The sequence below is a fragment of the Methylobacterium oryzihabitans genome (genome assembly GCF_004004555.2).
Classification (GTDB): domain Bacteria; phylum Pseudomonadota; class Alphaproteobacteria; order Rhizobiales; family Beijerinckiaceae; genus Methylobacterium; species Methylobacterium oryzihabitans.
In genome coordinates, this window is sequence record NZ_SACP01000017.1 from 47,702 (window position 1) to 71,007 (window position 23,306).

Annotated in this window: 20 protein-coding genes and 2 pseudogenes; 6 read left to right on the top strand and 16 right to left on the bottom strand. The window is 73.7% G+C overall.

Going from position 1 to position 23,306, the window contains the following annotated elements; all coding sequences use genetic code 11:
- Nucleotides 1-45: 45 nt before the first annotated feature.
- Nucleotides 46-1,131 carry an adenylate/guanylate cyclase domain-containing protein gene (locus EOE48_RS17540; RefSeq protein ID WP_127731481.1) on the bottom strand — a complete coding sequence of 362 codons (1,086 nt, stop codon included), beginning with the start codon at nucleotides 1,129-1,131 and terminating at the stop codon, nucleotides 46-48.
- A gap of 349 nt (nucleotides 1,132-1,480) precedes the next feature.
- Here EOE48_RS17540 and EOE48_RS17545 point away from each other — a divergent pair, with 349 nt between their 5' ends.
- The gene (locus EOE48_RS17545) at nucleotides 1,481-2,740 is read left to right on the top strand and encodes an adenylate/guanylate cyclase domain-containing protein (protein WP_127731483.1); all 1,260 of its coding nucleotides are present in this window, start codon (nucleotides 1,481-1,483) and stop codon (nucleotides 2,738-2,740) included.
- Nucleotides 2,741-2,750: 10 nt separating this feature from the next.
- Here the strand turns inward: EOE48_RS17545 and EOE48_RS17550 are convergent, their stop codons facing one another.
- Nucleotides 2,751-5,426 (bottom strand): ATP-binding cassette domain-containing protein, encoded by a 2,676-nt coding sequence (locus tag EOE48_RS17550; protein WP_127731485.1) that lies wholly within the window; start codon nucleotides 5,424-5,426, stop codon nucleotides 2,751-2,753.
- 225 nt (nucleotides 5,427-5,651) lie between these two features.
- Here EOE48_RS17550 and EOE48_RS17555 point away from each other — a divergent pair, with 225 nt between their 5' ends.
- Both EOE48_RS17555 and EOE48_RS17560 read left to right on the top strand, forming a co-directional pair.
- Complete coding sequence (locus EOE48_RS17555; protein ID WP_127731487.1) at nucleotides 5,652-5,861, top strand: hypothetical protein; 210 nt, start codon at nucleotides 5,652-5,654, stop codon at nucleotides 5,859-5,861.
- A gap of 334 nt (nucleotides 5,862-6,195) precedes the next feature.
- Nucleotides 6,196-6,606, top strand: coding sequence for a hypothetical protein (locus EOE48_RS17560; RefSeq protein WP_127731489.1), 411 nt, complete (start codon nucleotides 6,196-6,198; stop codon nucleotides 6,604-6,606).
- On the opposite strand, the gene EOE48_RS17565 is transcribed toward EOE48_RS17560, so the two are convergent.
- From EOE48_RS17565 to EOE48_RS17580, 4 genes are all read right to left on the bottom strand, one after another.
- Nucleotides 6,588-7,118, bottom strand: coding sequence for a GNAT family N-acetyltransferase (locus EOE48_RS17565; protein WP_127731491.1), 531 nt, complete (start codon nucleotides 7,116-7,118; stop codon nucleotides 6,588-6,590). The two genes, EOE48_RS17560 and EOE48_RS17565, sit on opposite strands and share 19 nt — an antisense overlap.
- Nucleotides 7,115-7,690, bottom strand: a complete 576-nt coding sequence (locus EOE48_RS17570) for a helix-turn-helix domain-containing protein (protein WP_127731493.1) — start codon at nucleotides 7,688-7,690, stop codon at nucleotides 7,115-7,117. The genes EOE48_RS17565 and EOE48_RS17570 overlap by 4 nt, the downstream gene beginning before the upstream one ends.
- Nucleotides 7,691-7,764: 74 nt before the next feature.
- Nucleotides 7,765-8,343, bottom strand: coding sequence for a gluconokinase (locus EOE48_RS17575; RefSeq protein WP_127731495.1), 579 nt, complete (start codon nucleotides 8,341-8,343; stop codon nucleotides 7,765-7,767).
- Between the two features lie 553 nt (nucleotides 8,344-8,896).
- Entirely contained in the window at nucleotides 8,897-10,372 is a 1,476-nt protein-coding gene (locus EOE48_RS17580; protein ID WP_127731497.1) for a methyl-accepting chemotaxis protein, read from the bottom strand.
- A gap of 644 nt (nucleotides 10,373-11,016) precedes the next feature.
- Here EOE48_RS17580 and EOE48_RS17585 point away from each other — a divergent pair.
- The 3 genes and pseudogenes from EOE48_RS17585 (at nucleotide 11,017) to EOE48_RS17595 (ending at nucleotide 14,023) form a co-directional block, all read left to right on the top strand.
- On the top strand, nucleotides 11,017-11,778 hold the full coding sequence (locus EOE48_RS17585; protein WP_127731499.1) for an SDR family NAD(P)-dependent oxidoreductase: 762 nt from the start codon (nucleotides 11,017-11,019) through the stop codon (nucleotides 11,776-11,778).
- Nucleotides 11,779-11,788: 10 nt separating this feature from the next.
- Nucleotides 11,789-12,922: an acyl-CoA dehydrogenase family protein gene (locus EOE48_RS17590; RefSeq protein ID WP_127731501.1), complete on the top strand. Its 1,134-nt coding sequence runs from the start codon at nucleotides 11,789-11,791 to the stop codon at nucleotides 12,920-12,922.
- Nucleotides 12,923-12,930: 8 nt separating this feature from the next.
- Nucleotides 12,931-14,023: pseudogene (locus EOE48_RS17595) on the top strand (CaiB/BaiF CoA transferase family protein).
- On the opposite strand, the gene EOE48_RS17600 reads toward EOE48_RS17595, so the two are convergent.
- From EOE48_RS17600 to EOE48_RS17640, 10 genes and pseudogenes are all read right to left on the bottom strand, one after another.
- Complete coding sequence (locus EOE48_RS17600; protein ID WP_246154561.1) at nucleotides 14,015-14,869, bottom strand: alpha/beta hydrolase; 855 nt, start codon at nucleotides 14,867-14,869, stop codon at nucleotides 14,015-14,017. The pseudogene EOE48_RS17595 and the gene EOE48_RS17600 sit on opposite strands and share 9 nt — an antisense overlap.
- A complete protein-coding gene (locus EOE48_RS17605; RefSeq protein ID WP_127731503.1) occupies nucleotides 14,866-15,084 on the bottom strand; it encodes a hypothetical protein in 219 nt (72 codons plus the stop codon). The genes EOE48_RS17600 and EOE48_RS17605 overlap by 4 nt, the downstream gene beginning before the upstream one ends.
- 333 nt (nucleotides 15,085-15,417) lie before the next feature.
- Nucleotides 15,418-15,801: a RidA family protein gene (locus tag EOE48_RS17610; RefSeq protein WP_127731601.1), complete on the bottom strand. Its 384-nt coding sequence runs from the start codon at nucleotides 15,799-15,801 to the stop codon at nucleotides 15,418-15,420.
- A gap of 47 nt (nucleotides 15,802-15,848) precedes the next feature.
- Nucleotides 15,849-17,492, bottom strand: coding sequence for an AMP-binding protein (locus EOE48_RS17615; RefSeq protein WP_127731505.1), 1,644 nt, complete (start codon nucleotides 17,490-17,492; stop codon nucleotides 15,849-15,851).
- Nucleotides 17,493-17,509: 17 nt separating this feature from the next.
- Entirely contained in the window at nucleotides 17,510-18,655 is a 1,146-nt protein-coding gene (locus EOE48_RS17620; RefSeq protein ID WP_127731507.1) for an acyl-CoA dehydrogenase family protein, read from the bottom strand.
- Nucleotide 18,656: 1 nt separating this feature from the next.
- Entirely contained in the window at nucleotides 18,657-19,490 is an 834-nt protein-coding gene (locus EOE48_RS29625) for an enoyl-CoA hydratase family protein (protein ID WP_210249584.1), read from the bottom strand.
- A gap of 234 nt (nucleotides 19,491-19,724) precedes the next feature.
- Nucleotides 19,725-20,057: pseudogene (locus EOE48_RS29630) on the bottom strand (MarR family winged helix-turn-helix transcriptional regulator); the annotation flags it as partial.
- A gap of 454 nt (nucleotides 20,058-20,511) precedes the next feature.
- A complete protein-coding gene (locus EOE48_RS17630; RefSeq protein ID WP_246154562.1) occupies nucleotides 20,512-21,276 on the bottom strand; it encodes an SDR family NAD(P)-dependent oxidoreductase in 765 nt (254 codons plus the stop codon).
- Nucleotides 21,277-21,376: 100 nt separating this feature from the next.
- Nucleotides 21,377-22,624, bottom strand: coding sequence for a flavin-dependent oxidoreductase (locus EOE48_RS17635; RefSeq protein ID WP_127731513.1), 1,248 nt, complete (start codon nucleotides 22,622-22,624; stop codon nucleotides 21,377-21,379).
- Between the two features lie 11 nt (nucleotides 22,625-22,635).
- Nucleotides 22,636-23,094: a cupin domain-containing protein gene (locus EOE48_RS17640; RefSeq protein WP_127731515.1), complete on the bottom strand. Its 459-nt coding sequence runs from the start codon at nucleotides 23,092-23,094 to the stop codon at nucleotides 22,636-22,638.
- Between the last annotated feature and the right edge of the window lie 212 nt (nucleotides 23,095-23,306).

Sequence of the window (23,306 nt, forward strand, 5' to 3'; positions counted from 1 at the left end):
CGGGCTCGGGAGCCCCTCGGCCCCCGGTGGCCGCCGGGGCCCGGCCTACCCGCGCGCCACGGCGTAGCGCCGCTCGGCCTCGGCGCGCCGCCGCGTCTCGTCGACCAGCGCCAGCCGGCGCCGCTCCGTGAGCGCGTGGACCACCATCATCTCGCTGCGCCCTCTCAGGCGGTGCGCCCCGAGGGCTTCCGCCTCGACGCCGTCGGGAAGCGCCGGCAGCCGGGCGAGGACGGCGTCCGAGATCAGCACGGACCGCCCGGTGTCCCGGCACAGGCCCTCCAGTCGCGCCGTCGCGTTCATCACGTCGCCGAAATACGCGACCTTGTGCCGGTCGACGCCGACCTCCGCCGTCACCACGGTGCCGCCGTGCAGGGCGGCGCGCAGTTCGGGAAACAGGCCGAAGCGCGCGATCCAGCGCTTCCGGTCCCGGTCGAGGGCCCGGCGGATCGCGAACACGCAGGCCACGCACCGTGCTCCGTCGAGGCCGCGGGCGATCGGCCAGGAGACGATGACCTGATCGCCGACGTAGTCGTCGACCTGCCCGCGATGGCGCCGGACCGGTTCGGCGATCGCCGAGAACACCGCCTTCAGCAGGTCCTGGGCCGCGAGGTCGCCGTGCGTCTCGGCATAGGCCGTCGATCCGGCGAGATCGAGGAACAGGAAGATCCGCTCCTCGCTGACCGGGCGATGGTAGCGGCCGAGGATGAGGTTCGCGAACGTCTCGGCGCCGATCAGGTCCCGGACGCGCAGGACGGAGACCAGGACCAGCGAGACCGCCATCGCGAAGGGTATCGTCGGCAGCTTCGGGGTGACGGCCTGCGCCAGGGTCTTGTCGGCGATGCCGAGCGCCCAGACGAGAAGCCCGGTCGCCGACATCGCCACGACGATCACCAGGACCGAGCTGACCGCGGCGGCGGCGAGATAGGCCAGGGTCGGCAGGCGCCGCAGGCGGTCGCGGTAGCCGGCCAGGAACACGCCGCGTTCGTAGGCGATCACCAGGGAGCCGATCCCCGCGCCGTAGATGATCCCGGGCAGGGTCGGACCGTCGTTGAACAGCGCGCCGTGCAACGCTCCGAACGCGGCGCCGATCGCCAGGATGACGATCCAGAAGGTCACGGTGCCGTTCGACATGGTCTTCCCGTGTCCCGAAACGCTGCCGAGGAGGGGGATGTGCGATCGCGGCGACAGCATGACCTCCGCGACATTGCCGGGATCGGCCGTGTCCGGCACGTGCGGCACCGCACATGCGGGTCCGGTTCGGGGGAAGACCCCGGACGTATCGCCCGCGACGCTCCGGCTCGGACCGACGGCGCTCATCGGTGGGAACCGGTCGTCCCGGCGCCGCTTGATGCCTCGTGGCTTGCCACACCCGCCTGATCGTCGACGGACTGGGGCGCGCGGCCGCAGGATGGAGCGGCCGGGAGTGTTCCGCAGCATGACGCGCCGGCTCAATCTCCTGCGGTCGAGGACGGTCACCTGGATGAGCGCCGGCTTCGGCGCCCTCATCCTGATGATCGCCATCGCCGTCGCCGGCTTCCTCTACCAGCAGCACGGTAGCGACGCGGTCCGCCACACGATCGAGGTCGACGCCCGGCTCGCCCGCGTCCTGTCCTCGCTCCAGGACGCCGAAACCGGGCAGCGCGGGTTCGTCATCAGCGGCGACGAGAGCTTCCTCGGCCCCTACCGCGACAGCCGCGCGACCTTCGGCGGCAGCCTCGACCGCCTCGGCGATCTCGTGCGCGACAATCCCGAGCAGCTCGCGCAACTGGTGCGCCTGCGCGTCCTCGTGGCCCGGTTCCAGGACGAGCTCGACGTCAGCATCGCCCTGCGCCGGGCCGGCGACGCGGCCGGCAGCGCCCGGCTCGTCGGCGAGGGCCAGGGCAAGCGCACGATGGACGCGATCCGGGCCCTGATCCGCGAGATGGAGGCGCACGAGGCGAACCTGCTCGACGCGCGGCAGGCGGCGGTGTCGCGCGTCGCCCTGGCGATCTGGGGCGTGGTGGCGGCCGTGGTAATGCTCCTCGTGATCCTCGCCGCCTCGGCGGTCCGGGAGGCGGGCCGGCGGGCGAGCCTCGCGCGGTTCCTGCCGGCGGAGCTGTCCGGGCGCCTCGCCGACGAGGACGACAGCCTGCGCACCGGCCGGCGGCAGGAGGCGGCGGTGGTCTTCGTCGACATGCGGGGCTCGACCACCCTCGCCGAGCGGCTCGACCCCCAGGAACTCTCGGTCTTCCTCACCGCGTATCGCCGCCGGGTGATGCGCGTGGCCCGCCTGCGGGGCGGCGTGGTCGACAAGTTCATCGGCGACGGCGCCCTGATCGTGTTCGGTCTGCCGGAGCCGCGGCCGGACGACGCCGCCCGGGCGCTGGCCTTCGCGCGCGACCTCGTCGCGGTCGTCGCTCGCTGGAGCGCCCGCAGCGCGCGCCATCCCGGGGTCCGGATCGGGGTCGGCATCCATTACGGCGAGCTGTTCTGCGGCATCATCGGCGAGGACGCGCGCCTCGAATTCACCGTGCTCGGCGACACGGTCAACGTCGCGGCCCGCCTGGAGCAGGCGACCAAGGCCCACGGCGTCCCGATCCTGGCGTCGCATGCCGCCCGGGCGGCGGCGGGGCCGGAGGGCGGGTCGTGGCGCGAGGTCGGCCGCTCGCCGCTGCGCGGCCGCGGCGAGGCGATGGTCTACTACACGCCGCAGCACGGGGAGGAGCCGGCCTTGTCCGAGCCGCTGGCCGCGTCGGGTTGACCGCGACGCGTCAGCCGAGTGCAGCACCGCCCGCCGCCGCGAGGGGCTCGCCGGGTGCGGCCTCGGGTCGGGCGGGCGGCGCGTCCGCCGTCCCCACCACGGTGTTGCGCTCGGTGCGCAGCACGAGGTCGAACGGCCGGTCCGGCGGCAGGCCGCGCTCGTCGGGCAGGCACACCACGAGGCCGCGGCCGGCGCAGGCGGCGCGCAGGCGCGTCAGGCCGGCCTGGATCTCCGCCGGGCCGCGCTCCTCGAGCGGGATGCCGATCACCATGAGGTCGGGCCGGCGCACGAGGCAGCGGGCGATGTCGATCGCCACGCGCTCGGCCGGCGAGAAGGCGCCCTCGCGGGTGGCGAGGCTGCTCTCGGCGGCGCGGGGATCGACCCGGCTGGCGAGGCCGAGGCGGTAGACCGTCCGCTCCAGCCCGCGCTCGGCGAGGACCTGCCGCATCAGGGTCCGCACCCGCGCGCCGGCCCCGGCCTCGCCCTGTGCGATGCGGCCGAACAGCAGGTTCTCCTCCAGGCTCGCCGCGGCGGTGACCTGATCCGGGTCGTAGAACTCGACCGCGTGACGCAGGGAGGCCGGCAGCAGCGACGCGAAGGTGCGCCGGGCCGCCACCAGCCGCCCCTCGAAGGCGTCGTCGATGAGGCCGAAGCGGTGGCGGATCTCGCTGTAGCGCAGGGACAGGCCGATCAGCCGGGCGCGGTCGCGCTGCCCGGCCGGCCCCCGGCGCCAGCCGGTCGCCTCGGGCTGGCGCGCCACCAGATCCTCGAAGAAGCCGCGCTCCGAGGCCGGAAACAGCGAGAAGTCCTCGAACAGCGGGTGGTCGTCGGGCAGGTCGGAGAAGATCTCGGCCGAGGCGCGGGCGATGGAGAGGCCCATCTCGGCCATCGGCCGGGTCAGGCCCTCGGCCTCCAGCACCGCCCGGGTGAAGGGGTGGCCGGCGAGCTGCGCCTCCGAGAAGGTGGCGCCGACCGGCTCGCCGAACAGCAGGTTCTCGCCCACCGTCGCCTGCCGGTTGTAGCGGCCGGGATCGAACGACTCGATCAGGTGGGCCGCGCCCTCCCGCGCCAGGGCCTCGCGCAGGGCGATCCGGGTCTCGACGATCGCCGCCACCGTCGCCGGGTCGAGGGTGCGGGCGACCTGGTTGGCGAGGCCGCGGGCGTAGACCAGCCGGTTGAGGCCGGTCACCGTGAGCGCCTCGACCAGCCGCTCCTCGAGGTGGGCGGCCTGCGGCGGCGGCGCCTCCGCGGCGGCGTCCGGCACCGTGCCGTCCGCGAAGGCGAGGTCGCCGTAGAGCAGGTTCTGGAGCAGGCTGCCGGCCATCAGCACCGGCTCGCCGCCGACATAGGCGAGGCGGCGGGCGCGCTCGGCCGGGTCGGTGCGGCGCAGGTCGGTCCCGGCATAGGTCACGGCGCCGACCGTCGGTTCGAGCTGTCCGGTGAACAGGGCCGCCAGCACCCGGCCGCCGCTGCCGGGCGGGCCGACGATCGCGACGTGGGCCGGCAGGGTCAGGGCGAAGTCAAGCCCGGTCAGGCGCTCGCCGGAGGCCGGATCGTAGGCGGCGACCCCCGACAGGACGAGGGCGCCCTCGGCCGGCAGCGGAAGGAACGGCCCGGTGCGGCGGGCGTTGCGGGCGCGGCCCTCCAGGGCGGCGACGAGCCGGGCGATCTCCCGGAACGCCGGCAGGGCGGCCTGCCGCAGCTCCCCCTGGCGCAGCAGCGTCGCGATGAGGCTCGCGGCGAGCGTCAGCGCCCCCAGCAGCGCCGCCAGGCCGCCGGCGCTGACCCCCGGCCCCTCGCCCCGCCACAGGGCGGTGGCGATCACGGTGGTCGGCAGCAGCACGGTTAGCGCCAGCGCCGGCGCGCGTGCCCGGGCGAGGGCGAGTTCGGCCCGCGCCAGCGCCCGCCGCGCCGCCGTCGCGGCGTGGCCGAGGCGCGCGGTCTCGAACGAGCCGGTGCCGTGCGCCCGCACCGCCGGCAGCCGGCGCACGAGGTCGCCGAGGGCGAGCGCGATCGCCTCCGCCTCCTGGCCGCGCAGGGTCGCCCGGCGCCGGCCGCGGGCGAGCAGCAGCAGGCGCGCCAGGGTGATGGCGACGAGCCCGACCGCGGCGGCGGCCACCAGCCGCGGCGCCACCACCGCCGCGACCGCGGCAGCGAGCAGCGCCGCGCCGCCCGCCAGGGCCGGGACCAGGATCCCGACTGCCAGCAGCCCGTCGACGCTGCGCAGTCCCTCGCCGACCTGCGCCGCCAGCGCCCGCGCCTCCTCGCGCCCGGCCGGGCCCGAGCCGAGGATCGCCGCCGTCGCCCGCTCGCGCAGGTGGCGCACGGCGTGCCCCTGGGCGGCGAAGCACAGCCGCCCGACGACCCAGCCGAGCCCCGCCAGGGCCAGCGCGATCGCCGCGAGCCCGCCGAGCGCCCAGGCCGCCAGCATCCCGTCGGCGAGCGGCCAGCCGCGGACGAGCGTCAGGATGCCGCCGCCGAGGCGGTCCGGCAGCGGCAGGTGCAGGTGCAGGAAGTTCGCCCGCTCGGACGGATCGCGGCCGCCGAGCAGGTCGTCGACGAGGTCGCGCAGCAGCATCAGCCCGAGCCCGACCAGCGGCCCGCCGAGGCCGACCGCCGTCACGATGGCGGCGGCGTGCTGGCGCGGTGCGGTGCGCCACGCGAAGGCGACGGGGTCACGGTCCATCGGCGGCCTTGTGCGGGCCGACCCCTGCGCCGGGAATGGAAGCCCGGTGCAGCGGGCGGCGGAATCGGACCTGCGGCTTAGAGGATCGCCGGAGTGGGGGAAAGCTGCGCTCCGCCCGACCCGGCCGGCGAGCGGCCGCTCGCCGCGTCGCTTGACTCGCAGTTTCAAATCATTCTAATTCGCAACTGAGGCCGGCGGAGCAGCCGGCCACGACAGGAGAGCCCGATGGCCACCACGACCAGCGCCCAGTGCCGGAGCTGCCGGTTCTACGACGACCACAAGCTGAACGGCGCCGCCGCGCAGGGCGACGAGGGCCTGTGCCGGTTCAACCCGCCGGTGAGCCAGCCGGGACCCCAGGATCATGGCCTGTGGCCGGTGGTCTCGGCCGGCGACTGGTGCGGCCACTTCTCGCCGGAGATCAGCGCCGCCGAGTAGGCGCGACGTCCCGACCTGCGACGACCGGGGCCAGCCGCGAGGCTGGCCTTCGTCGTTCCGGGCCTCCGGAGAGGCCGCGCGCCGCCGGCCGGGCCCCTGCGCGGGAGGCGACCATGGGTCCGATCCACGCCAAAACTGTCGATTGCCTTCCCCGCGGGATTTTCAGCACATCAGGGTCTGAAGGTTGAAATCGCGCCGTCACCGGAAGACATCGACGCCCCGTCGGCGACAGATAATCTTAACGTTGCGCGGTTTGAATGACGTAGAGGAACGAGCAGACCAAGGATCGATCATGTGGCGGAACACCGCAGGCGACGGCACGTCCGGGATCCGGATGCTATCGGACGACCCCTCCGCGGAGCGCCGACGCCCCCCGACGGTCGCGCCCTCGCCGACCGGAGCGGGCGACGAGCGGGTCCGCGTCCTGCGGCCGATCATGAATCTCGCGCAATGCGAGCAGGTGGTCCGGCAGATGGGCGAGCAGATCCGCCTCGGCGTCGATCTCGGCTCGCGGCGCGGCCACATCGCCGAACTCCATGCCAGCCTCCTGACGTGCTACGCCGACGCCGAGGCGAGCCTCGCCGCCGCCCGCGTCCTCGTGGCCGGCGACACGCCGGAACGGTGCCAGATGCAGCAGCTCTGCGACCGGCTGCACGAGGAACTGGCCGCGTCGCGGGCCGGCCTGGAAGCGGCCCTGAGCGGCCTCGATGCCGCGGGAGCGGGTCCTCAGGCCAGCGACTTGTAGAACACCGTGGTTGCCGCGAGGCGCCCGTCCGGGCGGTAGGCGTGGTCCGGCACGGTGCCGACCGGAACCCAGCCGCAGGCGCGGTAGAGCCGGTCCCCGGCGCTGCCGGTCTCGGTGTCGAGCATCAGCAGGGTGCGGCCGGCCGCCCGGGCCTGCGCCTCCGCGGCGGCGAGCAGGCGGCGGCCGAGCCCCCGCCGGCGCTGCGCCGAATGGACCAGCATCTTGCCGATCTCGGCCCGGTGCGTGGCGTTGGGCTGGGGCGCGAAGGCGAGCACCACGGTGCCGACGAGGCGCTCCCCGTCGAAGGCCGCGACGAGCCGCCGTTCGCCGTCGCGCAGGCCCGGCAACTGGCCGCGCCAGAACGCTTCGGCCTCCGCGGGACCGAAGCCGGCCAGGAAGTTGACCGAGGCGCCGTGCGCGACGGCGTCGACCAGGATCTCCGCGAGGTCGCCGAGCCGCGCCTCGGCCTCCTCCGCCGGCACCGGCCGGATCATGGTGTCCTGGGCGGTCATGGTCGGGAGGCTCCGTGGCTGAGGATGACGGCGTAGCGCACCGGCTGCGCCGTCGGGTTGCGGAACACGACGGGCCGGTCGAAGCGCATCAGCAGGCAGTCGCCGGTCGCGAGGCTCACGGGCTCGCCGTCGAGGTCGACCTCCAGGGTGCCGTCGAGCACCCAGACGTGCTGGTCGGCGCCGGGCAGGCGCCGGTTGTCGAACGCGACGGTGGCGCCGGCCGGAAACACGATCTCGGCGATGTCGACCGCCGAGCCGGTTCCGGACGGCGACACAGCCCGGCGCAGGTAGCCCGAGCCGGGATCGCGCCAGAGCGGCTGCGCGTCCCGTCGCAGCAGGGGGCTCGCCGCCGTCTCGGCCTCGGCGAACAGCCGCGACAGGGCGATGCCGAGCCCGCCGCAGACCTTGCCGAGGAGCTGTGCGGTCGGGCTCGATTCGCCGCGCTCGATCCGCGACAGCATCGCCCGGCTCACCTCCGCCCGCTGGGCGAGCCCGTCGAGGGACAGGTTGCGTTCGGCGCGCAGGGCGCGGATGCGGGCGCCGAGGCGCCCGTCGAGGCCGGGATCGCTCATATCCGCAGCATATCGTCCAATATCTTGGAATCAAGCGGCGGGTTCGAGCGCGGCCGGGCCGCGGGTCCCTTCCGTCAGCCGGACTGCCCGGGCAACGCCGGCACGCCGAGCCGTTCGGCGATCTCGGCCACGATCTCCCGCGGCGTCCCGCCGACCGAGACCACGAGCGGGTTCTCGTCGGCGCCCGGCTCCTCCAGGGTGCGGAACTGGCTGTCGAGCAGGGTCGTCGGCATGAAGTGGCCGTGCCGCGCGGTCATGCGCCGGCCGATCACCTCGCGCTCGCCCTTGAGGTAGACGAGGCGCACGTCGGGCCGGTCGCCGATCAGCACGGAGCGGTAGGCGCGCCGGAGCGACGAGCACGCCACGACTCCGCCCGGGCCCCGGCCCCCGGCGCTCGCCGCCCGCGTCGCGTCGATCCAGGTGGCGATCGCGCCGAGCCAGGGCCAGCGGTCCTCGTCGGTGAGGGGAGTGCCGGCCTGCATCTTCGCGACGTTGGCCGCCGGGTGGAAGTCGTCGCCGTCGGCGAATTCCCAGTCGAGGCGGCCGGCGAGCAGGCTCGCCACCGTGGTCTTGCCCGAGCCCGACACGCCCATCACCACGACGACCCTCGGGGGCGTCCCGCGCCGCTGCGCATCCGTGCCGCTCTCGTGCATCGCCGTCGCTCCTCCCCGGTCCGCCGCGGCTCGCTGGCCGGGCGGGACCGGACGCTCCTATCCCACCGCGCCCGCCCGGGGTAGCAGGCACCTCATACCAACGGCCCAAGATGCTGACGCATCGACGCGATCCCGGACAGGTCCGAGATCGACGGGGCCGTTGACCCAACTCGAGTTTTTGCCAACCAAACGCTTGGCAAAAACTCGAGAACGGAACCAAAGGTCGTTTTCAACGACCGTTGCTATCAGTTGCACGCCGGCTTCGCGGTCCCTTGCGGATGAAGTGGGGTCGAGGTTTTTCTGCACCCGTTGCAGCCATCGAAGAGAGTTTTCGTCCCCGCGCGGGTCCCCCTCTCCCGAGTGGGAGAGGGGACAGGGGTGAGGGTGGCTCGGGTTCAGAATCAAGCACCAAGCGTCGAGCTGGGCAGCTCGACCGTTTGTGATGGATCCTGAGCCGTCTCCACCCTCACCCCTACCCCTCTCCCACCCGGGAGAGGGGATCCCACGCTCACAAATTAAGATTTAAAATCAATGCTTTGAAGCCGATTTCCATTTAGCGGGCGAGCACCTGGGCGGCGCGCCGGGTGCCGGCCACGGCGCCGGAGACCTGCCCGACCGCGCCCGAGATGGCGACGATGTTCTCCGAGATCGCGCTCACCGCGTGGGCGGCCTCCTGCATGTTCTCCGACATGCTGCGGGTGACCGCGCTCTGCTCCTCCACCGCCGCCGCGGTGGCGACGACGTGGTCGCTGAGCGTCGCGACCGAGCCGCGGATCGAGTCGAGTGCCGCCACGACCTCCGCCGAGATCGTCTGGATGCCGCCGATCTCGGCGTTGATCTGGCCGGTGGCGTCGGCGGCCTGCCGGGCGAGGGTCTTCACCTCCTGGGCCACCACGGCGAAGCCGCGGCCCGCCTCGCCGGCCCGGGCCGCCTCGATGGTGGCGTTGAGCGCCAGAAGGTTGATCTGCGCCGCCACCGCGCTGATGAGGCCGGCGATCCCGGTCATGCCGCCGGCGGCCTCGGCTAGGCGGCGGGTGCGGGCGTCGGCCTCCTGGACCCGGTCGGTGGCGTTGTCGGTGGCGGCGCGGGACTGGGCCATGCTGGCCGAGATCTCGGCCACCGACACCGCCAGCTCCTCGGAGGCCGCCGCCATCGTCTGGACGTTGGTGGCGGTGGTGCGCGCCGCGACGCCGGCCGAGGCGGATTCCGCCGCCGTCGAGGCGACCGCTCCGTCGATCTCCTGGAAGTTGCGGTCGATCAGCGTCCTGAGGTCGGCCAGGAGCCGCACCTGGTCGCCGACGTCGGTGGCGAACTTGACCACCTTGGTCGGCCGCCCGGCGGCGTCGAGGATCGGCGTGTAGGCGGCCTGGATCCAGACCGGCCGGCCGCCCTTGCCGAGGCGGCGGTACTGCCCAGTCTGGTGGCGGCCCTGGCGCAGGGCGTCCCAGAACGCCGCATACTCGGCGCCCGCCGCGTACTCCGCCTCGACGAACAGGCTGTGGTGGCGCCCCGCCACTTCGTCGGAGCGGTAGCCGACGAGCCCGAGGAAGACGTCGTTGGCCTCGAGGATCGTGCCGTCGAGGTTGAAGGCGATCACCCCTTGCGTCCGGCGGATCGCCGCGACCTGTCCGGCCCGGTCCGCCTCCTCGGCCTTGCGCGCCGTGATGTCGGTGGCGAACTTGACCACCCGGACCGGCCGGCCGGAGCGGTCGAGGACCGGATTGTACGACGCCTCGATCCACACCTCGCGCCCGCCCTTGGCGAGGCGCCGGTACTGCGCCGCCTCGAACTGCCCGGCGCGCAGGCGTGCCCAGAAGGCGTCGTAATCCGGCGTGTCCCGCTCGGCCGGATCGACGAACATCCGGTGATGCTGGCCGACGATCTCCGGCAGGGCGTAGCCGAGGGTGCGCAGGAAGGTCTCGTTGGCGGTGAGGATCCGGCCCGACAGGTCGAACTCGATCACCGCCTGGACCCGGTCGAGGGCGGCGAGCTTGGCGCGGAGGGCGGAGGAGGTCTGGAAGGCGAACATGGATCATCCGCTCCGCGGCTGAACGCTCGGGTCTGTCGGGGTGTGCTCTTCGCGGCGGGCCGGGCCCGTCGCTGACGACCGAGTTGTACAATCTGGAGTTAAAGATGAGTGAGGCCGTTCGCGCACCCGCTGCCGCGGCCGCTCTGCGGACCGCCCGGGACGTCGACTTCCGATGTCCGGACGCATCGGATATCCCCCCGCGTCTCCCAAGGTCGCACCTGGTTTCTGGAAGGATCCGGACGCGACCGTCAGTCATCGTTCCTCTCTGACGACGCGTCAAAGGCGTCCGGACGGGCGCCGATCGTCTATCGGCGGGCGAGGCACGATGCGGTGCCCCCGCCGGGGACGGGGGGATGATCCTGCCTCATCATCCCGGTGCGGTCGCCTGATGGCGTGATTTAACATTCGATAACCGCATCGGGTGAAACCCCGTGCCGGACGGGATGTCGGTGGGAACCCGGACGTCGGCGGGTCGACCAAACCCGGTGGTTGCAGCGACGGGGAGCCGCCGGCCGCGGATGCGTCCCTCGCTTGACGCTCCCGTGCCCGCCCGATACCCCTTCGGCAGGTTACTCGTCAGTAGCGACCCTGCCGGAGAGCGAGCGAACGCGCTGCCCCCCGGACGAAGCATCGGGAGGATCGGCATGAAGGTCGGCGGCATGGCGGCGGTCGTCACCGGCGGCGGCTCGGGCCTCGGCGCCGCGACGGCGCGGGCGCTGGCGGCGGCGGGCGCGAAGGTGGCGGTGGTCGACCTCAACGAGGACGCCGCCCGTGCGGTCGCCGAGGAGACCGGCGGCCTCGCGGTCGGCTGCGACGTGTCGGACGCGGCGAGCGGCGAGGCGGCGGTGGCCCGCGCCGAGGCGGCGCACGGGCCGGCCCGCATCCTCGTCAACTGCGCCGGCGTCGCCACCGCCGGGCGCATCGTCGGGCGCAACGGCCCGCTCGACCTCGCGGCCTATGCCCGGGTGATCCAGATCAACCTGATCGGCAGCTTCAACATGCTGCGCCTCGTCGCGGCCCGGGCCCAGGGGCTCGATCCGCTCGACGAGGGCGAGCGGGCGGTGGTGATCTCGACCGCCTCGGTCGCCGCCTACGAGGGTCAGGTCGGCCAGGCCGCCTACGCCTCGTCCAAGGCCGGCGTGGTCGGTCTGACCCTGCCGGCGGCGCGGGAGTTCGCCCCGGTCGGCATCCGGGTCTGCGCCATCGCGCCGGGCCTGTTCGAGACCCCGATGATGCGCGGCTTGCCGCCCGAGGTGCAGGACAGCCTCGGCCGCTCGGTGCCGTTCCCCTCGCGCCTCGGCCGGCCGGAGGAATACGCCCGCCTCGTGCTGGCGATCATCGACAACCCGATGCTCAACGGCGAGGTCGTCCGCCTCGACGGCGCCCTGCGCATGCAGCCGAAATAGAGGGTCGAGGATGCTCACCGACGACCAGATCCTGATCCGCGACACCGCCCGCGCCTTCGCGAGCGAGCGGCTCAAGCCGTTCTCGGCCCAGTGGGACCGCGAGTCGCGCTTCCCCCGCGAGGCGCTCTCCGAGATGGGCGCGCTCGGCTTCATGGGCATGCTGGTGCCGGAGGAGCATGGCGGCGCGGCGGTGGACCACGTCGCCTACGCGCTGGCGATCGAGGAGGTGGCGGCCGGCGACGGCGCCGTCTCGACGATCATGAGCGTGCACAACTCGGTCGGCTGCATGCCGATCCTGAAGTTCGGCAGCGAGGACCAGAAGCGGCGCTTCCTCGGGCCGCTCGCCCGCGGCGAGCAGCTCGCCGCCTTCTGCCTCACCGAGCCGGGGGCGGGCTCGGATGCCGCCGCGGTCAAGACCCGGGCGCGGCGCGACGGCAACAAGTGGGTGCTGTCGGGCACCAAGCAGTTCATCACCTCGGGCTCGACCGCCGACCTCGCGATCGTGTTCGCGGTGACCGACCCGGCGGCGGGCAAGCGCGGCATCTCGGCCTTCCTGGTGCCGACCGCGACCCCGGGCTACACGGTCGCCCGCGTCGAGCACAAGCTCGGCCAGCGGGCCTCCGATACCGCCCAGATCGTGTTCGAGGATCTCGAACTCACCCCCGACCTGATGCTCGGCCAGGAGGGCGAGGGGCTGAAGATCGCCCTCGCCAACCTGGAAGGCGGGCGCATCGGCATCGCCGCCCAGGCGGTCGGGATGGCCCGGGCCGCCTTCGAGGCCGCGCTGGCCTATGCCGGCGAGCGCGAGACCTTCGGCACCAAGCTCACCGGGCATCAGGCGGTGGCGTTCCGCCTCGCCGACATGGCGACCCGGATCGAGGCGGCGCGTCTCATGGTGCTCAACGCCGCCCGCCTGCGCGATGCCGGCCAGCCCTGCCTGAAGGAGGCGGCGATGGCCAAGCTCTTCGCCTCCGAGATCGCCGAGCAGGTCTGCTCCGACGCGATCCAGATCCACGGCGGCTACGGCTACCTCGCCGACTACCCGGTCGAGCAGATCTACCGCGATGTGCGCGTCTGCCAGATCTACGAGGGCACCAGCGACGTGCAGCGGCTGGTCATCAGCCGGGCGCTGACGGCGGCCTGACCGCGACCATGACCACCGGACCCCTCGCCGGCCTGCGCATCGCCGAGTTCGCCGGCATCGGCCCCGGCCCCTTCGCCGGGATGCTGCTCGCCGACATGGGCGCCGAGGTGGTGCGCATCCAGCGCCCCGGCGGCGCCGACCCCTACGCGCCGGGTCTCGCCACCCGGGGGCGCATCGTGGTCGAGGCCGACCTCAAGGATCCGGCGGCCCGGGAGCGCGTCCTCGCCCTGCTGGATGGTGCCGACGCCCTCATCGAGGGGTTCCGCCCCGGCGTGATGGAGCGCCTCGGCCTCGGGCCCGACGCCGTCCTCGCCCGCAACCCGCGCCTCGTCTACGGCCGCATGACCGGCTGGGGCCAGGACGGGCCGCTCGCCACCACCGCCGGGCACGACATCTCCTACATCGCGGTGACCGGGGCGCTCGCGGCGATCGGCGATCGGCGAGCCGGCCCGGCCGGTGCCGCCGCTCAACCTCGTCGGCGATTACGGTGGCGGCTCGCTCTACCTCGTCGCCGGGCTGCTCGCCGGGATCCTGTCCGCGCGGACCACCGGGCGCGGGCAGGTGGTCGACGCCGCGATCTGCGACGGTACCGCCTCGCTGATGGCGATGTTCTGCGACATGGCCTCGCGCGGGTCGTGGCGGGACGGCCGCGGCAGCAACCTCCTCGACGGCGGCAGGCCCTATTACCGCACCTATGCCTGCCGGGACGGCGAGCACGTGGCCATCGGGCCGCTGGAGCCGCAATTCTACGCCGAGTTCCTGCACCTGACCGGGCTCGCCGACGACCCCGACTTCGCCCGCCGCGACGACCCGGAAATCCAGCCGCGCCTGCACGTCCGGCTGGAGGCGCTGTTCGCGACCCGCGATCGCGAGGATTGGTGCCGGTTGTTCGAGGGCAGCGACGCCTGCTTCGCGCCGGTGCTGTCGCTGTCCGAGGCGCCGCACCACCCGCATCTCAAGGCGCGCGGGACCTACGTCGCGGCAGGGGAGGGCGGCTGGCAGCCCGCCCCGGCGCCGCGCTTCTCGGCGACGCCCGGTGCCGTCCGGGCGCCCCGCGCGGCGACGATCGAGGCGGTCGCGGCGGCGTGGCGGTCAGCCTGAGCCGGCCAGGGCCGCCACCATCGCGCTGTCCGGGTTCTCCAACTCGTCGATGACGTCGAAATGGTGCCGGCCCGGCACCGCGACCGCGCGGGTCGTCGCGCCGAGCCCGTGCCAGACATTGGCCATCAGCGCGGTCTGGCGGCGGAACTCCGGCAGCTCGTCGCCGCCCGCGACGGCGACCAGCGTCGCGCCGGGGCGCGGTTCGAGCAGCGCCGGACTCTCGCGGCGGGCCTCGTCGGGGTCGAGGCGCAGGACCGCGTTCATCGCCGTGCCGAGGAGCGGGCGCAGGTCGTGGACGCCGCTGATCGACACCGCCCGGTCGATGCGGTCGACGGTGGCGGGGGCGAGCGGCGCGTCGGCGCACAGCATCCGGGTCACGAGATGCCCGCCGGCCGAGTGGCCCGACAGCCGGATCGGTCCCGCCACCGCACCGGCGAGGCGGTCGAGGAAGGCGCCGATCTCCGCCGTGATGTCGGCGATGCGGGCCTGCGGGCACAGGGTGTAGCGCGGCAGCGCCACGCAGAACCCCCGCGCCAGTGCGCCCGCGGCGAGGTGCGACCACACCGACTGGTCGAACGCCTTCCAGTAGCCGCCATGCACGAACACCGCGAGGCCGGCGGGGGCGCCGTCCGGCCGAAACAGGTCGTAGACCTGCCGCTCGCCCGCGCCGTAGCGCCGGTCGAGGTCGGCCCGGCCGGCGGCGGCCAGCTCACTCCGGAACGCCGCCGCCCGGGCGGTCCAGCGCGGCGGATACTCCCGGGCGCCCGGAATCGCGCCGGCATTGTCGTAGGCCGGGTCGAGGGGGCCCAGCGGAGCTTCGTCGGAGTGCCAGAGGTCGAGGGTCATCGCGGGGGCTCGGTTGTACTCAGGTCGGGACGCTCGGCGTCTTCTCGACCGGAGGCCGGATCGCCGCGGGCAGGACCGGACGATCCCATGCCGGGAACGGCCTCGCCCACCTCGCGTGGAACGCGGACGCGCAGGCCGGGCACGCTCTCGCCGCGCGCGTGCGCCGCGGCCTGCTCCAGGCTTCGCGTCAGGTCGGCGAACAGGGCGTCATCCATGGGGCGGGCACACGCTTGGCGCTACGATCATGTCAGTACGATCCTGCCGGACTCTCGCGGATCGGCAAGAGGATCGTTGAAGCCGTCTTGTTTCGGCATCGCGCCTCCCTTTTCCCGGGCGACTGAAACGAAGTGGAAGGAGACCTGGGATCCAGCATAAGGAGTCGCGAAGCGTCCGAATGCAGCGACAGTGCCGACACGCCGAGCCGCTTCGCGGCACTTCCTATGCTGGATCCCGGGTCGCATTCCGCTCTCGCTGCATGCGCCCGGGAAATGGGAGGGCGTCAGAGGCGGCCCATCCTCGCTTCGGCGGTCGGCGCAGACGCCCTGATCTCACTCCGGCACTACCGCCGTCGCCTCGATCTCCACCAGCGCCTCCGGCTCGACGAGGCCCGCGACCTGCACGAGCGCCATCGCCGGGTAGTGCCGGCCCATCACCCGGCGGTAGACCGGGGCGAGGTCGGCGAGCGAGGCGCGGTAGGTGTCGATGCTGCGCACGTACCACGTCAGCCGCGCGACGTGCTCGGGGCCGCCGCCGGCCTCGGCCACGATGGCCAGGATGTTGGTGAGCGTCCGCTCGACCTGGGCGACGAAGCCCTCCGCGAAAACCTCGTTCTCGTCCCAGCCGACGAGCCCGCCGGTGAGCACCAGGGCGCCGCGCGCCTTGACGCCGTTGGAATAGCCCCGCGGCTTGCGCCATCCGGCGGGCTGGAGCATTTCCAGGGTCTCGGCGTCCTCGTCCCGCGGGCGGGTCTGGGTGGCGGTCACGGCGTGGCTCCCTGGTTCGCGGCTTCGCGCTCCGCCTGCTGGCGCAGGGCGAAGCGTTGCAGCTTTCCGGATTCGGTCTTCTGGAGCGCCGGCACGAAGGCGACGGCGCGGGGATACTTGTAGGGCGCGAGGTCGCGCTTCACGTGCTCCTGCAGCGCCTCGACCAGGGCGGCGTCGCCGGTGCAGCCGTCGGCGAGCACCACGTAGGCCTTGACGATGCGGCCGCGCTCGCCGTCGGGCGCCGCCACTACGCCGCACTCGGCCACCGCCGGGTGGGCGAGCAGGCTCGCCTCCACCTCCGGCCCGGCGATGTTGTAGCCGGCCGAGACGATCATGTCGTCGCTGCGGGCCTGGAACCAGAAATAGCCGTCCTCGTCCCGGCAATAGGTGTCGCCGGTGACGTTCCAGCCGTCGATGACGTAGTGGGTCTGGCGCTCGTCCGCGAGGTAGCGGCAGCCGATCGGGCCGCGCACCGCGAGGCGGCCGGGCACGCCCGGCGGGCACGGCCGGCCCGCGTCGTCGATCACCCGGGCCTCGTAGCCCGGCACCGGCTTGCCGGTGGCACCGGGGCGGATCTCGTCCTCGCGGGCGGCGATGAAGATGTGCAGCATCTCGGTGGCGCCGATGCCGTCCATCAGCGTCAGCCCGGTCGCCCGCCGCCACGCCTCGAAGGTCGGCACCGGCAGGGTCTCGCCGGCCGAGACGCACTTGCGCAGGGACGACAGGTCGAATTCGCGGACGCGCCCGAGCATCGCCCGGTAGGCGGTCGGCGCGGTGAACAGGATCGTCGCCCGGTGGCGCTGCACCGCCGCCGCGAGCTCGAACGGGCCGGCCTTCTCCAGCAGCACCGCCGAGGCGCCGATGCGGAACGGAAACAGCACCAGCCCGCCGAGGCCGAACGTGAAGGCGAGCGGCGGCGAGCCGATGAACACGTCGTCGGGCCCGGCCCGCAGCACCTCGCGGGCATAGGCGTCGCAGATCACCAGCAGGTCGCGCTGGTAGTGGATCGTCGCCTTCGGCACGCCGGTGGTGCCGGAGGTGAAGCCGAGCAGGCACGGATCGTCGGCCCGGGTCGGCGGCGGCACGAAGTCCTCGGGCGCACCGGCGAGGAGCGCGCCGAGTTCGCCGCCGGCGGTGCCGGTCCAGGTGACGATCCGGGGCGGAGCCGCGGCCGCGCCCGCCGCCTCGACCAGCGCCTCGGCGAGTTTCTGATCGCACAGGCAGAGCGCGATTCGGGCCTTGTCGAGGATCGGCACCAGCTCGCGGGCGCGCAGCAGCGGCATCGTCGCCACCACGATGCCGCCGGCCTTGATGACCGCGAGGTACAGCGCGACCTTGGTCGGGTTGTTGGCCGAGCGCAGCAGCACGCGCCCGCCGGGCACGAGGCCGAGGCGGGTGGTGAGCAGGGCCGCCATCCGGTCGATCGTCCGGGCCAGCTCGGCGTAGGTCCAGGTCGCGTCCTCGCCGATCAGCGCCGTGCGGCCGCCGCGCCCTTCCGCCACGTGGCGGTCGACCAGCTCGACGGTGGCGTTGAGGTGCTCGGGGTAGCCGAAGCGGTCGAGGTTGATGACGTCCGGCATCCGCTCGGGCGGCGGCAGGTTGTCGAGAACGTAGGTGTCGACGTGGCAGCTCTGCGACATGACGGACGCCTCCCGCTTCACGCGATGATCTGACGGGCGATGACGAGCTTCTGGACCTCGGTGGCGCCCTCGTAGATCCGCAGCGCCCGGATCTCGCGGTAGAGCGTCTCGGGGATCGAGCCCGAGCGAACGCCCTCGCCGCCGTGGAGCTGCACCGCGCGGTCGATGACCTCCTGGGCGGCCTCGGTCGCCACCATCTTGGCCATCGCCGCCTCGCGGGTGATGCGGGGCGCGCCGGCATCGCGGGTCCAGGCGGCGCGGTAGACGTGGAGCGCCGCGGTGTCGATCGCGGTCGCCATCTCGGCGAGGCTCGTCTGGGTCAGTTGCATCGCGGCGAGGGGCGCGCCGAACAAGTGGCGGCTGCGCGCCCGCTCCAGGCTCGCGTCCAGCGCCCGGCGGGCGAAGCCGAGGGCGGCGGCGCCGACGCTGGCGCGGAACACGTCGAGCACCGCCATCGCGACCTTGAACCCGGCCCCGGCCTCGCCGATGCGGTTCTCCCCCGGCACCCGGCAGTTCTCGAACCGCAGCCGCGCCAGCGGATGGGGCGCGATGGTGTCGAGGCGCTCGGCGACCGTCAGGCCCGGCGCGTCGGCCGGGACGTAGTAGGCCGACAGGCCCCTCGCGCCCGGCGCCTCGCCGGTGCGGGCGAAGACGACGTAGTGGTCGGCGATGCCGCCGTTCGAGATCCAGGTCTTCTCGCCGTCGAGCCGCACCGTTCCGTCGCCGTCCGGCCGGGCGGTGAGGGCGAGCTGCGCCACGTCGGAGCCGGCCTCGGGCTCGGTCAGCGCGAAGGCGGCGAGCGAGCGGCCGGCGCGCACGCCGGGCAGCACCCGCTCCTTGAGCGTAGGGCTGCCGAACAGGGTCAGCGCCCCGGTGCCGAGGCCCTGCATCGCGAAGGCGAAGTCGGCGAGCCCGTGGTGGCGGGCGAAGATCTCGCGCAGCAGGCACAGGGCCCGCAGGTCGAAGCGCCCGTCCGGCGGCGCCGCGTGGGCGAGGAAGCCGGCCTCGCCCATCCCTGCGGCGAGGCGCCGGCAGGTGCCGTCGACGTCGTGGTGGTCGGCGAGCGCCGGGACGTGGGCGGCGGCCCAGGCCTCGGCCTCCTCGGCAAGGCGACGGTGGCGCGGTTCGAGGAACGGCCAGTCGAGAAAGCTCGTGTCGGGCATGTCAGTCGCCCCCGAAGACCGGCTGGCGCTTCTCGGCGAAGGCCTCGAAGGCGCGGCGGAAATCCTGGGTCTTCATGCACAGGGCCTGGGCCATCGCCTCGGCGTCGATCGCCTCGTCGATGCCCATCGCCCATTCCATCTGGAGCATGCGCTTGGTGACGCCGTTGGCGTAGGTCGGCCCGGCGGCGAGGTTGCCGGCCATCTCGCGGGCGGCGTCGAGCGCCCCGCCGGCGGCGGTGAGCCGGTTGAAGAAGCCCCAGCGCTCGCCTTCCTCGGCACTCATGAACCGGCCGGTGTAGAGCAGCTCCGAGGCCCGGCCCTGGCCGATGATCCGGGGCAGGATCGCGCAGGCCCCCATGTCGCAGCCGGCGAGGCCGACGCGGTTGAACAGGAACGCCACCCTGGCGCCGGCCCCCGCCATGCGCAGGTCGGAGGCCATCGCCATGATCGCGCCGGCCCCGGCGCAGATGCCCTCGACCGCGGCGATCACCGGCTGCGGGCAGGCCCGCATCTCCTTCACGAGGTCGCCGGTCATGGTGGTGAAGGCGTGCAGCTCGTGCGCGCCCATCCGGGTCAGCGGCTCGATGATCTCGAACACGTCGCCGCCGCTGGAAAAATTGCCGCCGGCCCCGGTGACGATGACGGCCTTGACCGCATCGTCGAAGCGCAGCGCCCGGAAGGTGTCGCGCAATTCGGCGTAGCTCTCGAAGGTCAGCGGGTTCTTCCGCTCGGGCCGGTTGAGCGTGACCGTCGCGATCCCGTCCTCGATGGCGAGCAGGAAGTGCTCGGGCGCGAAGCCGGCGAGCGGCGCCGCGATGGCGTTCTGGCGTTTCATGGGTCCTCCCTCTGCGGGGGTTTCTGCCGGTCTGGGGGTTTCGTCCGGTCCGTCGCCGACGGGCGGCGCGGTTCCGGGTTTGGGAGCGGCGCCGGTACGCACCGACGCCTTGAGCGCCCCGAGCCGGTCGGACAGCGCCTCGCGCTCGCCGGCATCGAGGGCGCCGACGAGTTCGGCGATCCACTCGGCATGGGCCGCCGCCATGGCGGCGAAGTCCTGCCGGCCGCGGCGGGTGAGGCGCACCCGCACCGCCCGCCGGTCGGTCTCCGAGACCTGCCGCTCGATCAGCCCCTCCTGGGCCAGCCGCTCGACGAGGCCGGTGACGTTGCCGTTCGACACCATCATCCGCCGCGACAGCTCGCCGAGCAGGATCCCGTCCGGCGAGCGTTCGAGCTGGGCCAGCATGTCGAAGCGCGGCAGGGTGGTGGCGAAGCGGTCGCGCAGGCGCCGGCGGATCTCCGCCTCGATGGTGTTGGCGCAGGTGAGCAGCCGCAGCCACAGCCGCAGCTCGTCGCGGTGGCGCCCGCCCGAGGGCAGGGCGTCGGCGTCGTCCGAGGGGGCGGTCATGCCGAGGGCTCCCGGTGGGCGGGCCGGGCGGCGGCCCTCCCCCCTCCGCGCAGGGCTGTCCCCGGAAAATTCCTTTCAGGATCAGGCGCGGGATCCCCTCTCCCGAGTGGGAGAGGGGTAGGGGTGAGGGTGGCTCGGGCGCAGAAAAAGGCACCAACGGCTGAGCTGCGCAGCTCGACGGTTGGCGTTCTATTCTGAGTCGTCTCCACCCTCACCCCCGGCCCCTCTCCCGCTCGGCAGAGGGGAGGCGCGCCTCTTCTTTTTCCCTGACAGCCGTGCCTCCCGCGGGAGATGGAAGCGCGACGCTGTTCCAGGGGGCGCCCTGCAACGCTGCCGAGCCAAATCCGGATGCGGGGTTCCCCTCTTGCGGGACCTCGTCCCGGCCCGCCCGGCATCCGCCGGGCACCCTCCCCCGCAGAGGGGGGAGGGTTCAGGCGCCGCCTCTCTCCCCCGCTCATACCTCGCCCCCCGCTACCGCGATCGCCTGCCCGGTGACGCCCGCCGCCCCCGGCCCGGCGAGCCACAGCACCGCGTCCGCCACCTCCTCGGGCCGGATCAGCCGGCCGAGGGGGTTGTGCCGCGTGAACTCGGCCATCAGCGCCGCGCGGTCGCGGCCGGTGCGGGCCTCCAGGGCGTCGACGGCGCCGGTGACGAGGTCGGTGTCGGTGTAGCCGGGGCAGACCGCGTTGACGGTGATGCCCGACCCGGCGAGTTCGAGGGCGAGCGCCCGGGTCAGCCCCACCACCGCGTGCTTGGCGGCGCAATAGGCGCCGACATAGGGGTAGCCCTTCAGCCCCGCGGTCGAGGCCACGGTCACGATCCGCCCGCCCCCGGCCGCCCGCATCGCCGGGGCGACCGCCTGCGCCGCCACCAGCACCGGCTCGACGTTGAGCGCCATCATCCGGCGCAGTTGCGCCACGTCGAGGCGCGGCAAAGGCGCGGTCTCGGCACCGCCGGCATTGTTCACCAGCACGGCGACCGGCCCCAGCGCCGCGGCGGCCGCGGCGAGCGCGTCCGCGAGCGCCGCCGCGTCGCTGACGTCGGCCGCGACCGCGTGGGCGGCGCCGAGAGCGTCGCGGGCCGCCGCCGCGCTGTCGGGCGTGCGGCCGAGCACCGTCACGCGGTCGCCCGCCGCCACGAAGGCCGCCGCGACCGCCCGGCCGATGCCGCGGGCGGCGCCGGTGACGAGGACGTGACGGGATGAGGTGTCGCTGCTCACGGCGCGCCCCTGATCGAGAACTATTTCAACCTTAAAACATCCCGGCGCGGAGCCGCGCCGCGACCGTGATCCTCCGCCCCCGCGCACGGGGGCGGCTTCGTCAGCCGGCGACCGCCCGCAGTGCCCGCGGGGCGAAGCCCGCGGTGCCGGCATAGCCGCCGACGATCGCCTGCCGCTCGGCGAGGCTGAGCACGTCCTCGATCCGGGCAAATCCCCCCGGCGCCCGCTTCTCGGCCTCGTCGATCACCCGCTCGGGGCCGCCGACGCGGTTGAGCCGCACCACCTCGGCGGTCTTCGGCAGTCGCTCGCGCTCGTACTCCCACAGCCCCTGGGCCGGGTGCTCGGCCCGCTTGAGCGCGTCGGCCAGCGCGCGGGCGTCGAGGATCGCCTGCGAGGCGCCGTTCGAGCCGACCGGATACATCGGGTGGGCGGCGTCGCCGAGCAGGGTGACGCGGCCGAAGGTCCAGCGCGGCAGCGGATCGCGGTCGCACATCGGGTACTCGAAGATCTGGGTCGTCGCCTCGACCAGACCCATGATGTCGAAGCCCGGCACGGCGAAGCGCCGGGCATGGGGCAGCACCAGGGCGCGCTGGGCCGGGCGCGACCAGCTCTCCTTCGGCGGCGGCGAGACCCGGGCGTCGGCGGTCTTGATGTTGACGACCCAGTTCACGAGCTGGTGGCGCTCGTCGATCGGGGCGATCGGGTAGAGCACGAACTTCGCGCCCATGCCGCCGCCGATCGCCATGGTGCGCCCGTCGCCCCAGGCCGGCCACGGGGCGGCGCCGCGCCACATCAGCACCCCGTTCCAGCACGGCGCTCCCTCGTCCGGGTAGAACCGGCGCCGGGCGGCGGAGTGGATGCCGTCGGCGCAGATCAGCACGTCGCCGCGCAGGGTCAGGCCGGCATCGCCCTTCACCGCGTCGGTGAAGTGGGCGGTGACGCCGCCCTCGTCCTGCAGGAAGCCGGCGAGCGCCAGCCCGGTGCGCACGGCATCGGGCCCGAGCCGCGCGATCACCGCGTCGTGGATCACCTTCTGGAGCCGGCCGCGATGGATCGAGAATTGCGGCACCGCGTGGCCGGCCTCGGTCCCGCGCAGCTCGCGCCACACCTCCTGGCCCTGGCGGTTGTAGTAGACCAGCTCGCGGGTGCGGATGCCGACGGCGTCGAGGGCCGGCAGCAGGCCGAGCTCGGCGAGTTCCCGGATCGCGTGCGGCAGGGTGTTGATGCCGACCCCGACCTCGCGCACCTCGGGCGACTGCTCGACCACCACCGCCCTGATCCCGCGGGCGTGCAGCATCAGCGCGGTGGCGAGCCCGCCGATCCCGGCCCCGACGACGATCGCTCTCATAGGCCTCTCCGTCAGGCGGCGTCGGGCGGGGGCAGGAAGTCGACCTCGTGCCGGGCCGAGACCGCCACCACCTCGGCCGGGTCGGCGTTGGGCCCGAGATTGTGCAGGGCCCAGAACAGGTCGTAGAGGCGCCGCGCCGGGGCGACCCAGAACAGGCAGGTCACGTCGGACTCGCCGCGGTTGAACAGGCCGTGCGGGATGCCCCGCGGCAGCCGGATCAGGTCGCCCGGCTCGGCCGTGCTCTCGGCGCCGTCGAGCACCAGGGTCATGCGGCCCTGAAGCATGTAGACGAACTCGTCCTGGGTCGGGTGGATGTGCGGCGGCACGAAGGTGCCGGGCGGCAGCGTCGCGTGCCAGGACAGCGAATCCTCGCTGTGCTGCTTGGGCACGTAGGTCTGGCCGAGGATGCCCCAGCGGATGCCCTCGATGCCCTCGCCGGCCCGGGTGACGCCGGGCGTCATGATCGTCATGGGGAACTCCTGTGGTGGATTGCGACGCTTCCGCCGCGCGGACCCGACCCTCCCCCCCCTCTGCGGGGGAGGGTGGCGAGCGGAGCGAGCCGGGAGAGGGGACGCCGCTTCCGGAGAGGTCGCGGCTGACCTGACAGTCGCCACCTGGAACAGCGTCGCGTTCCCCTCTCCCGCCCGGCATCCGCCGGGCACCCTCTCCCGCAGAGGGGGGA